The organism is Nonomuraea aurantiaca (assembly GCF_020215705.1).
In the GTDB taxonomy this organism is placed as follows: domain Bacteria; phylum Actinomycetota; class Actinomycetes; order Streptosporangiales; family Streptosporangiaceae; genus Nonomuraea; species Nonomuraea aurantiaca.
The window spans coordinates 113277-127094 of sequence record NZ_JAIWNB010000018.1 but is presented as its reverse complement, the minus strand read 5'-3'; the positions used below and the strand labels follow the sequence as shown (position 1 = coordinate 127094).

11 protein-coding genes are annotated in these 13818 nt (G+C 71.2%); 4 read left to right on the top strand and 7 right to left on the bottom strand.

Annotated features, from left to right (window positions below; translation table 11 throughout):
* Positions 1-10 precede the first annotated feature (10 nt).
* Entirely contained in the window at positions 11-1252 is a 1242-nt protein-coding gene (locus tag LDL49_RS35170) for an MFS transporter (RefSeq protein ID WP_225297704.1), read from the bottom strand.
* A 69-nt stretch (positions 1253-1321) separates the two neighbouring features.
* Here LDL49_RS35170 and LDL49_RS35165 point away from each other — a divergent pair, with 69 nt between their 5' ends.
* Complete coding sequence (locus tag LDL49_RS35165; protein WP_225297702.1) at positions 1322-1918, top strand: TetR/AcrR family transcriptional regulator; 597 nt, start codon at positions 1322-1324, stop codon at positions 1916-1918.
* Here the strand turns inward: LDL49_RS35165 and LDL49_RS35160 are convergent.
* From LDL49_RS35160 to LDL49_RS35145, 4 genes are all read right to left on the bottom strand, one after another.
* Positions 1911-4130 (bottom strand): heavy metal translocating P-type ATPase, encoded by a 2220-nt coding sequence (locus LDL49_RS35160; RefSeq protein WP_225297700.1) that lies wholly within the window; start codon positions 4128-4130, stop codon positions 1911-1913. The genes LDL49_RS35165 and LDL49_RS35160 overlap by 8 nt on opposite strands.
* Positions 4131-4167: 37 nt before the next feature.
* Positions 4168-4377 carry a heavy-metal-associated domain-containing protein gene (locus tag LDL49_RS35155; RefSeq protein ID WP_225297698.1) on the bottom strand — a complete coding sequence of 70 codons (210 nt, stop codon included), beginning with the start codon at positions 4375-4377 and terminating at the stop codon, positions 4168-4170.
* Positions 4378-4395: 18 nt separating this feature from the next.
* Entirely contained in the window at positions 4396-4677 is a 282-nt protein-coding gene (locus LDL49_RS35150; protein ID WP_225297696.1) for a metal-sensitive transcriptional regulator, read from the bottom strand.
* 66 nt (positions 4678-4743) lie between these two features.
* Positions 4744-6252, bottom strand: a complete 1509-nt coding sequence (locus tag LDL49_RS35145; protein WP_225297694.1) for a DUF1349 domain-containing protein — start codon at positions 6250-6252, stop codon at positions 4744-4746.
* 85 nt (positions 6253-6337) lie between these two features.
* Here LDL49_RS35145 and LDL49_RS35140 point away from each other — a divergent pair, with 85 nt between their 5' ends.
* On the top strand, positions 6338-7477 hold the full coding sequence (locus LDL49_RS35140; RefSeq protein WP_225297692.1) for a sensor histidine kinase: 1140 nt from the start codon (positions 6338-6340) through the stop codon (positions 7475-7477).
* On the top strand, positions 7474-8130 hold the full coding sequence (locus LDL49_RS35135; RefSeq protein WP_225297689.1) for a response regulator transcription factor: 657 nt from the start codon (positions 7474-7476) through the stop codon (positions 8128-8130). Before LDL49_RS35140 ends, LDL49_RS35135 begins: the two co-directional genes overlap by 4 nt.
* A gap of 34 nt (positions 8131-8164) precedes the next feature.
* Here the strand turns inward: LDL49_RS35135 and LDL49_RS35130 are convergent, their stop codons facing one another.
* Positions 8165-9637: a helix-turn-helix domain-containing protein gene (locus tag LDL49_RS35130; RefSeq protein ID WP_372470500.1), complete on the bottom strand. Its 1473-nt coding sequence runs from the start codon at positions 9635-9637 to the stop codon at positions 8165-8167.
* A gap of 258 nt (positions 9638-9895) precedes the next feature.
* Here LDL49_RS35130 and aceA point away from each other — a divergent pair, with 258 nt between their 5' ends.
* Entirely contained in the window at positions 9896-11182 is a 1287-nt protein-coding gene (gene aceA, locus LDL49_RS35125) for an isocitrate lyase (RefSeq protein WP_225297687.1), read from the top strand.
* An 891-nt stretch (positions 11183-12073) separates the two neighbouring features.
* Here the strand turns inward: aceA and LDL49_RS35120 are convergent.
* On the bottom strand, positions 12074-13648 hold the full coding sequence (locus LDL49_RS35120; RefSeq protein WP_225297684.1) for a serine/threonine-protein kinase: 1575 nt from the start codon (positions 13646-13648) through the stop codon (positions 12074-12076).
* Positions 13649-13818 lie beyond the last annotated feature (170 nt).

Sequence of the window (13818 nt, the reverse complement as noted above, 5' to 3'; positions counted from 1 at the left end):
CGCCCGGTCTTCAGCGTGCGCCGCGGGACAGGGTCGAGGCCAGGACGGCCGCGGCGGCCACGGTCATCGCGATCGCCAGGCCGTACATGAGCGGGCCGAACCCGCCGAACGCGGCAGCCACCTGGGGGCCGACGCTGCCACCGACGGCCAGGGCGAAGGAGAACAGCGCCAGCGCCGTGCCACGCGCCTGCCCCGCCCGCGCGGAGACCGCTTCGTTGAGGCTCGGCAGGCCACCGGTGATCGAGGCGACATAGACGGCGAGCAGGAGCACCAGCCCGAGGGCGGCGGCGGCCGTCCAGCCGATGACGGCCAGCGCGACAGCCCCCGCGAACAGCAGCGACACGGCCCGCGTGGTCGCCGGGATCCGGCCCAGCCAGGGCATGAGCAGCGGTACGAGCACGATCGAGGGCAGGCCGCCGGCGCGCAGGAGGAGCAGCTCGCTCGGCGATGCCATGCCGTAGATCTGCAATCCCGTGTAGACGGCCACGAAGCCGACCATCAGCACGATCGTCGCGACGTACCGGAGCAGCAGCACCCGGTCGAACAGCAGCCCCGGCACCGACCGGTACACCGACAACAGCGACCCCGACCCCTCGCGCGGCAGGTCGGGCAGCATGACGGCGCGCAGCCCGAGCGCGGCCAGCGCGAACCCGGCCGCCGACAGCCCGAACAGCCCTCGCCAGCCGACCGCCCCCACCAGCACCTGGGCGGCGACCTGCAGAACTACGGCCGAGGCGAGGAACGCGCCGGTCACCGCGGCGATCGCCACGACCCTGCGCCGTGGCTCGACCCGTTCGGCCAGGTACGCCATACCCGCCGGCGGGAACATCGCCACGGCCACCCCTTGCAGCGCCCGCAGCGCGAAGGCCGCCTCCGGCGAGGGGCTCAACGCCACCAGCGCGGTGGTGACGGCGGCCAGCGGCAGTCCCAGCAGGAGCAGCCGCCGGCGCCCGAACCGGTCGGACAACGGGCCGAACACCAGGAAGCCAACGCCGTACCCGATGCCGAAGGCGGTGACCAGCCAGGTCAAGGCACCGGTGGACGCGCCCCAACCGGCCGCCATGTCGTGCAGGAGCGGGATCACGACGTACAGCTGGCCGCTGACCAGGACCGCGGTGAGCACGAAGGCCACCATCGTCGGCCCGAACCGGGCGACATCCGCGGCGGGTTCGCCCCGCACGCGCTCACGAGCAGACACGGAACCCACGTCGTCGCCGGAGCGGCGGATCACATGAGGAAAGGAGATAGCCATGTGGCGAGACGGTAGCCAACCAACTAGTTGGATGTCAACCAGACAGTTGGTCATGGCAAGATGGACACCATGGCACCCAAGGTCTCGACCGCCGCCACCCGAGCCGCCCTGCTGGAGGCCGCGCGGGGGGAGTTCGCCGCGTACGGCGTCGCGGGCGCCCGCGTGGATCGCATCGCCGAGCGCGCGGGCGTCAACAAGGAGCGCATCTACGGCCATTTCGGCAGCAAGGAGAAGCTGTTCGACGCCGTCATCACCGAGGCGCTCGACGACCTGACCGCGCGGATCGCGCTACCGGGGGCCGATCCGGCCGACTATGTGGCCAAGCTGACCGACTACTACCACGAGCACCCCGACCTGGTGCGCCTGCTGATGTGGGAGGCGCTCAACTACCGCGGCCAGGACCTGCTCCCCGGCCAGGAGGCCCGCGTCGAGCGCTGCGCGCGCAAGACGGCCTCGCTCGCCGAGGGCCAGGGGGAGGAGCCGGACGCGACGACGGCGCGCAGGTTGTTCCTGCTGACGGGGCTGGCGTTGTTCCAGTCGATGATGCCGCAGCTGGCGCGCATCATCCTGGGCGAGGACGCCGACTCCCCCGCCGGCCGCCGCGCCCTCCGCGATCAGGCCGCCGCCATGGCCGGGCACCGCGGCAAGACGGCCCCCGTCACCTGAACCGGCGCAGCCGCAGGCTGTTGCTCACCACGAAGACGCTCGAGAACGCCATCGCCGCACCGGCGATCATCGGGTTGAGCAGCCCGAGCGCGGCCAGCGGCAGGGCGGCCACGTTGTAGGCGAACGCCCAGAACAGGTTCGTCTTGATCGTGCCGATCGTCCTGCGGGACAGGCGCAGGGCGTCGGCCGCCACGCGCAGGTCGCCGCGGACCAGCGTCAGGTCGGCGGCCTCGATGGCCGCGTCGGTGCCGGTGCCCATGGCCAGCCCGAGATCGGCCTGGGCCAGCGCGGCGGCGTCGTTGACCCCGTCACCCACCATGGCCACGACCTTGCCCTCGGCCTGCAGCCGCTTGACCACGTCGACCTTGTCGGCGGGCAGCACTTCGGCGATCACCTCGTCGATGCCCACCTCGGCCGCGACCGAGCCGGCCACCGCCTCGTTGTCGCCGGTCAGCAGCACCGGGGTCAGGCCCAGGCGGCGCAGCTGCCCGATGGCCTCCCGGCTGGTCGGCTTGACCACGTCGGCCACCACGAGTACCGCGCGGGCCTGACCGTCCCAGCCCACCGCCACCGCCGTACGACCGGCCGTCTGCTCTTCGGCCGAGCGGCGTGCCAGGTCAGCGGGCAGCTGCTGCGACCGCTCGGCCAACAGCTTCGGGCGGCCGACCAGCACCGCGTGCCCGTCGACGACGCCACGCACGCCGAGGCCCTCGATGTTGGCGAAGTCCTCGACCGTGGCGTCAGATCCGGCCGCCCGCGCGATGGCCTGGGCGATCGGGTGCTCGGAGGCGTGTTCGAGCGCGCCCGCCAGCCGCAGCACCTGCTCGCGGTCCTCGCCGTCGGCCAGGTGCACGCCGGTGAGCGTCATCCTGCCCTCGGTGACCGTGCCGGTCTTGTCCAGCACGATCGTGTCGACCTCGCGGGTCGACTCCAGCACCTCGGGTCCCTTGATCAGGATGCCCAGCTGGGCGCCCCGCCCGGTGCCGACCAGCAGCGCGGTCGGCGTGGCCAGGCCCAGCGCGCACGGGCAGGCGATGATGAGGACGGCCACGGCCGCGGTGAACGCCGCCCCCGCCCCGCCGCCGGTGCCGAGCCAGAAGCCCAGGGTGGCGACCGCCAGGCCGATCACGATCGGCACGAAGACGCCGGAGACGCGGTCGGCCAGCCGTTGCACCTGCGCCTTGCCGGTCTGCGCCGCCTCCACCAGCTTGGCCATCTGCGCGAGCCGGGTGTCGGCGCCCACCCTGGTCGCGCGGACCACGAGACGACCGCCCGCGTTGACGGTGGCGCCGGTGACAGCGTCGCCGGGCCGCACCTCCACGGGGATGGACTCGCCGGTCAGCATCGAGGCGTCGACGGCCGAGGAACCCTCCTCGATCACGCCGTCGGTGGCGATCTTCTCGCCCGGCCGTACGACGAAGGTGTCGCACACCTCGAGCCGGTCGGCGGGAACGCGGGTCTCGACGCCGTCGCGCAGCACCGAGACCTCCTTGGCGCCCAGCTCCATCAGCGCCCGCAGGGCGGCTCCCGCGCGGCGCTTCGAACGCGCCTCGAAGTAGCGCCCGGCCAGGATGAACGCCGTCACCCCCGCGGCGGCCTCCAGGTAGATGTTGCCGGAGCCGTCGGTGCGCTCGATCGTGAACTCGAACGGGTGCGTCATGCCGGGCGTGCCGGCCGTACCGAAGAACAGCGCCCACAGCGACCAGCCGAGCGCGGCCAGCGTGCCGACCGAGACGAGCGTGTCCATCGTCGCCGCGCCGTGCCGCAGGTTGGCCCAAGCGGCCTGGTGGAACGGCCGGCCCGCGTAGATCACCACCGGCGCGGCCAGGGTCAGCGACAACCACTGCCAGTTGGTGAACTGCAGCGCCGGGATCATCGCCATCGCGATCACCGGCACGGACAGCACAACCGAGGTGATCAGCCGGTCGCGCAGCGGACGCAGCTCGTCGTCCGGCTCGTGCTCCTCCCCCGCCGCGGCGGCGGGCGGGGCGGGCAGCGCGGCGCTGTAGCCCGCCTTCTCCACCTCGCTGATCAGCAGCCGCGGGTCGACGCCGTCGGGGAAGGTGACCTTCGCCTTCTCCGTCGCGTAGTTGACCGTCGCGGTCACGCCGTCGAGCTTGTTGAGCTTGCGCTCGATCCGGTTGGCGCAGGACGCGCAGGTCATGCCGCCGATCGAGAGCTCGACGGCGTTGCCGTCGGTGAGGGAGGTCATCACCACTCCTAGGCGCGGAGTTTCGCCGCGGTGTTCGTCACTGGTTCGCCACTTCGTAGCCGGCCTCCTTGACGGCGGCGACGATCTTCGCCTCGTCGATCAGGCCCTCGCTGTCCACGGTCAGCAGTCCGCTGGCCAGGTCCACCTCCACGGAGGTGACTCCGGCGACCTCGCCGACCTCTTCCTTGACCGAGCTCACGCAGTGGCCGCAGGTCATGCCCTTGACGGTGTAGGTGGCGGTGCTCATATCGATCTACCTTCCGGATCAGGAACGAACAAGTCGGGCGATGGCGTCACTGGCCTCTTTGACCTTGGCCTGGGCCTCGGGGCCGCCCTTGAGGGTGGCTTCGGCGACGCAGTGACTCAGGTGCTCTTCGAGCAGGGACAGGGCGAACGACTGCAGGGCGCTGGTGGCCGCCGAGACCTGCGTGAGGATGTCGATGCAGTATTTGTCGTCCTCGACCATCCGCTGCAGCCCACGCACCTGGCCTTCGACCCGGCGCAACCGCCGCTGGTGGTCCTGCTTGTTGTCGGTGTAGCCGGCCATTCGCCGCTCCTCTCCCGCGCTCTGCTGTCGATATTACCATACCCCCCTACCCTATTGCGGGCACCTTCATCGCCAGTTCGCGGGCGGGCCGGCCGGGGTGCGGTTCAGGACCGGCCACAGCACCGCCAGCGTGTACGCGCACAGCACGGCGAAGCCGGCCCAGCCGGGCAGCGGGAAGTATCCGGCGGACGGCGCGTAGTGCGCGACCACCTGCGGATACTCCACCGTCGTCTGCTGGACGGCCAAGCCCGCGGCCGGGGTGAGCCGCAGCAGCCACTGCGCCACGGCGTCGGGCAGCAGCGGGAGCGCGGCCACCGTGTAGGGCACGGCGACGAGCGCCAGCGCGAGCAGGATCGCCGCCCAGCCGCGCCGCAGCAGGACCCCGAGCCCGTACGCCAGCACACCGCACAGCGCGAGCACCACCGCGAGGCCGATGACGACCCGGGCGCCGGTCACCGGTGACACCGGCTGCAGGGGGACGCCCCTACCGGCCAGGATCGCGAGGCCGAGTGCCATCGCCACGCCGACAGCGACGAGCCCGGCCACAAAGATCGCGCCGCCGGTCACCACGGCCCGCGCGGCCAGGACCGGGCGGGACGCCGGCGTGCCGGACCGGGCGCCGAACCGGGCGGCCGCGACCAGGACGATGATCAGTGCGATCACCAGACCGCGCAGCGTGTTCACGACGGTCATGCCGCCCTCGTCCCCGATCGGGCCGATGTCGCCGGTCCCGCTCACGGTGATGACGCCGTCCTTCTCGACCGCGCCGGAGGCGGTGTGGTACTTCTCCCAGTCGGTGTGGTTCATCCCGCCGACAGACTCGCTGCGCCACTTGCCGCCGGCCGCGCCCACCACGTTCTTACCGACGGCCGTGTCCGTCACCTCGACGTGGTCGAAGACCCCGGTGGCCTGCGTGAACCGGACCTCCTCGATGGCACCGCCGAGTCCGACCTCCCGTAACGTGAGGTCGCCGGGAGAGGCGGCGAACAGTCCGGCCTGCACCGTCTCCGGCAGGCCCACCAGGCGTACCGTCCCGACCGTGTGCCAGCTCCGGCCGTCGGCGGACTCCGCGCCGGTGATGGTGTCCCCGGACCGTGTCAGCCGCAGCCAGCGCGGGGATCCCGGCGACAGGCCGCCCGGGCTCCCGGCGACGTCGTGCCGATAGTCGTCCTGCATCCGCACGCCGTGGTGGCCGGTCATCATCAGCGCCGCGTACGAGGAGCCCTGCCGGACGCCATCCTTGATGATGATTCCGGCCTTCGCCCACGGCACCAGGCCGGAGACGATCTGGTCATGGTTCGGCGGGGGGTAGGTGATCGTGCCGGTCATCGAGGTCATCCGCACGGTGATGACGCCGTTCGGACCGAGGTCGCGGTGGTGGAACCAGAACCGGTCACTGACGATCGAGCCGTCCGCGGCGGTCGGAGCGACCGGGCAGGGATCGCCGCAGTCGACCGTGGAGGTGAAGAGCAGGCCGGTGGCGATCACGGCGAGGGCCGCCGCCGCCAGGGCGATCAGGCGGCCGGGACGGCGGAAGGCCGTCCATTCCCGATGGAGGAGTTGGGTGCTCAGCATGCGGTCGTTCTATGGGCGCCGGCCTAACACCGCCCGAAGCGGGCCTGTCATACCGCTGTTAGGTCCGTTCGGGCATCCTGGAGGCGTGATCAGGCTGCGTAAGGGGACCGTGGGGGCCCGTTTCACGATCTTGTACGCCGGGGTGTTCCTGCTGTCCGGCATTGTGCTGCTGGCCCTGACCTTCGTGTTGTCCGACACCGAGGTCGCCTCCGTGGGACCGCCCCCGCCGGGCGGCGACGGCATGACCGCGGCGCAGCGGCACATTCTCCAGTTGCAGCGGCAACTGGGCGACACGGAGGCGAACCAGTCCCGGCAGCTGCTGGTCGGCTCCCTGCTCGCGCTGGTGGTGATGGCGATCGTGTCCCTGCTGGTCGGCCGGGCGCTGGCCCGCCGGGTGCTGCGCCCGCTGCGGCTGATCACCGCGGCGACCCGGCACATCTCCGCCGACAACCTGGACCGGCGGCTGGCCGTCAGCGGCCCGGCCGACGAGGTGAAGGACCTCGCCGACACCATCGACGGCCTGCTGGAACGGCTGGAGGCGTCGTTCGCCGCCCAGCGCCGGTTCGTCGCCAACGCCTCGCACGAGTTGCGGACCCCGCTGGCGACCATGCGGGCCTCCCTGGACGTCGCGGTCGCCAAGCCCGGCGTGCCGGCGCAGACGCTCGTCGTGGGTGATCGGCTGCGTACCCAGCTGGACCAGGTGGATCAGCTGCTCGGCGGCTTCCTGGTGCTGGCCCGGGCCCAGCACGGCGCCCTGGCCGAGGCCGCCGTCGTCGACCTGGACGATCTGGTCACGCGGGCGCTGACCGGCCAGGCCACCGCGATCGCGGCGAAACGGCTGGACGTGACCACGCGGCTGCGGGCCGCGGGCACCCGGGGCGATCCCGCGCTGCTCTCCCGGATGGTGCAGAACGTGATCGACAACGCCGTGACCCACAACGAGGAGGACGGCTGGATCCGCGCCGAGACCCTCCGGGAGGGCGCCGAGGTGCGGCTCGTCGTGCGGACCGGCGGACGCGTACTCGACCAGCGGGACGTGGACCGGCTCGCGCGGCCCTTCGAACGGCTCGGCGCCGATCGCACCGGGTCCGAGAACGGCTCCGGCCTCGGGCTGTCCATCGTGGCGGCGATCGCGGCGGCGCACGGCGGCCGACTCGGCCTGCTCGCCCGGCCGCAGGGCGGCCTGGAGGTCTCGATCGCGCTGCCGGCCGGGGCGACGGCATGAGGATCATGGTGGTCGAGGACGCGCGGCCGCTCGCCGAGGTCGTCGCCGAGGGGCTGCGCGACCAGGGGATGGCGGTCGACATCACCTACGACGGGCTGAGCGCCGCCGCCAAGCTGGAGCTCACGGAGTACGACGTGGTGGTCCTGGACCGCGATCTGCCCGGCCTGCACGGCGACACGCTGTGCCAGATGATCAGCGAGCGGCCGGACCGCCCGATGGTGCTGATGCTGACCGCGGCCGGGGCACCCGGAGACCGGGTCAGCGGCCTGACCCTCGGCGCGGACGACTACCTCGCAAAGCCGTTCCACTTCCCTGAGCTGGTCCTGCGCGTCCAGGCGCTGGCCCGCCGCAGGCCGGACGCGCGCCCGCGGACCCTGCGCGCCGCCGGGATCGAGCTGGACCCGATCCACCGCACCGCCCTACGCGACGGGAGGCAGCTGAACCTTTCGGTGAAGGAGTTCGCCCTGCTGCAGGCGCTACTGCGGGCGAGCCCCGGCTTCCTCAGCGCCGAGGAGCTGCTGGAGCGGGTCTGGGACGAGAACGCCGACCCGTTCACCAACACCGTGACCGTGACCATCGGGCGGCTGCGCCGCAAGCTCGGCGAACCACCCGTCATCACCACCACCCCCGGCGTGGGCTATCGGCTCGCCTGATTCGCCTGGATCGCGGCGGCGTGCCGTTCCCGGCCTAGATCGCGGCGGCGTGCCGTTCCAGGAAGGTGTAGACGTCAGCCTCGTCCACGCCCGGGAACGACCCCGGCGGGAGGGCGGCCAGGACGTGTGAGTTGGCGCGGGCCGAGGGCCAGGCGTAGCCCTCCCAGCGTTCGGCCAGCTCGGTGGGCGGGCGGCGGCAGCAGTCGCCGGTCGGGCAGTTGGATTTGGTGCGGTTGGTGGTCTCCCTGCCCCGGAACCACCGCGACTCCCTGAACGGCACCCCGAGCGTGATCGCGAAGTCCCGCTCCCGCGACGGGTCCACGTGCGCGACACAGAAATAGGTGCCGGTGGGCGAGTCCGAGTACTGGTAGAACACCGAGAACCGGTCCGGCGAGGAGAACACCTGGCGGCCCGACCACTGCAGGCACATCCGCTGCCCCTCGATCGCCCCCTGCTCGTCGGCGGGGAAGACGATCCCGTCGTTCTCGTACGCCTTGTAGATCGTGCCGCCCGCATCGTTGCGGACGAAGTGGCAGACCAGATCGAGGTGGTGGGTGGCCAGGTTCGTGAAGCGGTGGGCGGCCATCTCATAGGACACCGCGAACACATCACGCAGGTCCTCCACCGACAGCGCCCGGTCCGACTTGGCCTCCTGGAGGTAGAGGGCCGCGGCCTTCTCCGGTACGAGCACGGCGGCGGCGAAGTAGTTGGCCTCGGTGCGCTGACGCAGGAAGTCGGCGAAGTCGCGCGGCTTGCCGTGGCCGAGCGCGAGGTGACCGAGGGTCTGCAGCAGGATCGTCCGGGGGGTGTGCATGCCGAGCTGCTCGTGCTTGACGTAGATGCGGCGGTTGCGGAGATCGGTGATGGAGCGTACGGATCTGGGGAGATCCTGAGCCGTGTGCACCGTGAAGCCGAAATGGGTGACGAGGCCCTGGACCGTGCTCTGGGACAAGGCGCCGGTGCGGTAGCCGACCGAGGTCAGCGCCTCGGCGGCGGCCTTCTCGATCTCGGGGAAGTAGTTGCCGACCTCGCGCTGCCGGCGTCTCAGCTCGGCGTTCGCGACCCTCGCCTCTTCGGGGGTGGCGGTGCCCCTGGCCTGCCTGGCGCGCAGCTCTCCGTACAGGCCGAGGAGGTGTTCGAGCACGTCGTTCGGCACGCGCGCGGAGACCTTGAGCCGGGGCAGGCCGAGGCTCGCGTAGATCGGGTCGCGCTGGGCCTCTTCCAGGGCGATCTCGAGCTGGGCGCGGCGGTTGGGCGGCTGGCGGCGCAGGAGCTCCTCGACGGGGACGCCCAGCGCGGCCGCCAGCGACTTGAGCAGGGTGAGCTTAGGTTCGCGTTTGCCGTTCTCGAGCAGCGACAGCTGACTGGGCGCCCTGCTGACCCGCGTCCCCAGGTCGGAGAGGGTCAGGCCACGCTGTTTGCGCAGGTGACGGAGGCGTTGCCCAAACGCGATGAGATCGAGCTCTTGCGTCAAAGACAGCGGTTCTTCGCCTAGCAAGGACGCCATGCGAGCATCTTAGACAGAAATTCCGGCCATTTTCTAGACATCGGAGGTCGGAGTGCCAGGGGTGCCGCCGACTTCCGGAACCCCATCACATTGGTCTAGTCCATATGGAAAACTTGCCGTTTATTCTCCGCAGAACAACGGACAAACCTTCATATTTCGCGAAATTTGCTGCTTCTTCTGTTCGCAGGAGGCTATTGGGCGGCGTCGGCCCGGGCACAGACTCGGCACAGGCCCCAGGGGACGACAAAGGAGTGAAAAATGAACGATCGCCTCAAGGGAGCTGCTGAGCAGCTGCAGGACGAATGGGACAACGACCCTCGCTGGGCGGGCGTCGAACGGACCTACAGCGCCGAGGACGTGATCCGGCTACGCGGAAGCGTCCAGGAGGAGCACACGCTGGCCCGGCGCGGCGCCGAGCGGCTGTGGAGCCTGCTGCGGAGCGAGGACTACGTGCACGCGCTGGGCGCGCTCACCGGCAACCAGGCGGTGCAGCAGGTGAAGGCCGGGCTGCAGGCCATCTACCTGTCCGGCTGGCAGGTCGCGGCCGACGCGAACCTCGGCGGCCACACCTACCCGGACCAGAGCCTGTACCCGGCGAACTCCGTGCCCGCCGTCGTGCGCCGGATCAACAACGCGTTGCTGCGGGCCGACCAGATCACCTGGTCGGAGGGCATCCAGGACGGCCCGCACTGGCTCGCGCCGATCGTGGCGGACGCCGAGGCGGGGTTCGGCGGCGTGCTCAACGCCTTCGAGCTCATGAAGGGCATGATCGCCGCGGGTGCGGCGGGCGTGCACTGGGAGGACCAGCTCGCCTCCGAGAAGAAGTGCGGCCATCTGGGCGGCAAGGTGCTGATCCCGACCGGCCAGCACGTCAAGACGCTGAACGCCGCCCGCCTGGCCGCCGACGTGGCCGGGGTCCCGACTCTGATCATCGCGCGGACCGACGCCCAGGCCGCGACGCTCCTGACCAGTGACGTGGACCCCCGCGACCAGGCGTTCGCCACCGGCGAGCGGACCGCCGAGGGCTTCTACCGGGTCCGCAACGGCGTCCAGGCGTGCATCGCGCGCGGCCTGGCCTACTCACCGCACTCCGACCTGCTCTGGATGGAGACCGGTACGCCCGACCTCGACGTGGCCCGCGAGTTCGCCGAGGCGATCAAGGCCGAGTACCCGGACCAGATGCTCGCCTACAACTGCTCACCGTCGTTCAACTGGAAGAAGCACCTGGACGACTCCACGATCGCCAAGTTCCAGCGGGAGCTGGGGCACATGGGGTACAAGTTCCAGTTCATCACGCTGGCCGGATTCCACTCGCTGAACTACTCGATGTTCAACCTGGCTCAGGGGTACGCCTCGGACGGCATGACGGCGTACGTGGACCTGCAGGAGGCGGAGTTCGCGGCGGAGTCGCGCGGCTACACCGCCACGCGCCACCAGCGCGAGGTCGGCACCGGCTACTTCGACCTCGTCAGCACCGCCATCGCCCCGGACTCCTCCACCACAGCGCTCAGGGGCTCCACGGAGGAGGAGCAGTTCGCCCACTAGTTTCCCGATCTCGCCGGCCACTCCAGGGCATGGAATGGTTCCTCCGGCGATGGGCCGCGCCAGTCTCCCCCCGGCCTGGCGCGGCCCACTTTCGTGCGCGCCGTCCGCCCTGGAACCGGACGAACCCGAGCACCGGAAGATCCGCATGATCACCTCTTGCCAGGTTGTAGCCGACTGTCCGGAATCTGCTGGGCATCGTGCGCATGCCGGCGCCCAGCGTCGGTAGGGCGCGTTTTCGTTGGGACACGCCAATGTCAAAACTGCGCGAAAACGTGAGCTCGTACGGCAAGGCCCCGTATCGTGCCAGGTAGAGGGCCTTCTCCTACTGGATCCACCCCGGACGGCGTCCACTGCGCATGCCGCGCATGGAGCCTGCTTCGGATGGGGTTCTTCGTCGGACAGGAGTTGGTTCGTATGGACCTGCAACGTGCGCTTCTCATAGCGCTCGCGATAGTCGCCTCCACCAGCATCGCGACTGCTCTCATGCTCGCGGACGGCTCCACGTGGCCCGCCGCACTCCTAACCGGCCTCGCCGCCGGCGGCGCCGTTTTGTGGGGGCTGCTCGGCTGTTTCAAGCACCACCCATAGACGCAAGGATGGGCCCCAGCCTCTTCCTCGTCACCCCGGCACGGTTGGGGCCGCCACGAACAGCCCGTCCGGCAGCCGCCGCCCTCGCCCGTCGCGCCGTTCGACGCTTGCGACCCAGCCGTGCCGTGCCGGCTCGACGGGCGCTGCCCGCACATCGCTCAGGCTCGCCTACATCTGCGCGCGGTTACGGCAGCTGTCGCCGAACTGGCATCCGGATTTCTCCTCCCGGCACAACCAGGCCGTAGATCACCAATTATGGTGACTTGTCGCCGGGAATTGCAGGGGTTGCCCGCTATCCGGGGCTCAGGAGGAGCCGGTGGCCGGAGCGGTGACCGTTTCCGAGGTCGATGGGGTGATCGACGGGTCCGGCGACTCCCCGGGGCCGTCCTGCGGGATCGTGGTGATGGACGCCGACGGGGGTGGGCAGCCGCGCCTGGCCGCGCCGCCGCGTCTCTTTCCCGCGGGGCCGGCACAGCCGCCGCCCGTGTCCGTGTCGCCCGGTCCGCCCGGTCCGTACGTGGCCGGTGGATGCCAGGCGGTCTTCCGCTCGGGCGACGGGTCGAGCACGATGATCGGGGCGGTCGTACGGGCCCGGGTGGCGGACACCGGCGGCGAGGTGATCGCCGTGCCCGCCACGGTGGCCGGGACGCTGCTCGAAGGGGTGGCCATGGGGCGCCTGGTGGACTGGGCGGTCTCGTACGGCTGGACGGCGGGCTGGTTCTCCGGCAGCGGGGAGGCCCCGCCGATGCTCAGACCACCACCGCCCCCCGACGCCGCGATCACAGTGACGGCCGCGATGGAGACCGTGGCCAGCGCCGCGAAGGTGGCGTGCGACAGGTGCGCCCCGGCCTTGGCCCTGCGTCCGCGCTTCGGCGCGGCCGTCGCCTCCTCGCCGCTCCCGGTCCCAGGCGGGGGCCATACCCCTCCGCCGGTCCCGGGCGCGAGCCGTGCCCCTTCTCCGGTCTCGGGCGCGAGCCGTACCCTGCCCGCTCCCGGCGGATAGGGCACGGGCGTCCAGATCTCCGCGAGTACGCCCGCCACCGCGGCCCGCAGGTCCCACGGATGGCCCACGCCTCCGGCGGCGAGCAGGACGCGTAACAGGTCGGCGGCCTTGGGCCGGTCGCCGGGCGCCTTGGCCAGCGCCGCCTCGACCGCGGGCCGCAGCAGGGCGGGCACGCCCTCGACGCGCGGCGCCTCGAACAGGATGCGGCGGGTCAGCACGTCGGCCTCGCCACCACCGAACGGATGGTGCCCCGTCGCGGCGAACGCCACCAGGCAGCCCCAGGCGAACACGTCCGACGCGGGCATGGCGGGCCCGCCGGTCAGCCGCTCGGGCGCCACCCAGCCCGGACTGCCCATGACCTGTCCCGCCTGCGTGTGCGCACCCAGCGTGTCGACGTCGCGGGCGATGCCGAAGTCGATCACCCGCGGGCCGTCCTCGGACAGCAGCACGTTGCCCGGTTTGAGGTCGCGGTGGACCAGCCCCGCCTCGTGCACGGCGACCAGCGCCGCCGCCACGCCGAGCCCGGCGCCGTAGGCCAGGTCGGGCGTGAGCGGCCCGCGCGCCATCACGACCTGGGACAGGGCGGGGCCCGGAATGTACTCGGTGACGAGGTAGGGGCGGTCCCGGTCGGTGCCGTCCTCGATCACCGCTGCGGTGCAGAAGGGTACGAGTCGCCGCGAAAATGCGACTTCCTCCGCGAAACGGGCCCGCAACGTGGGATCGTTGAGGTGTATCGCGTGCGGCGTCTTCAGCGCCACCAGACCGCCCCGCGGATGTTCGGCCAGGTAGACCACCCCCATGCCCCCGGTGCCGAGGCGTCCGAGGAGCAGGTATCTGCCGATGATGACCGGGTCGCCCACCGTAAGCGGTCGCACACCTGGAGGCATGTCGCTCGCACCACGCGCCATCGGTTCTCCGCTCGCTGTCTGGGACACGGCCAAAGCACACTGTCGTCCCATCCGAGCGGGGTTTCCGCATGGTTTTCACAAGGGGTATCGGAGGTAAGGCGGTCGTGCCTCCAAGGTAAGTAAGCGGTGTGACTCGA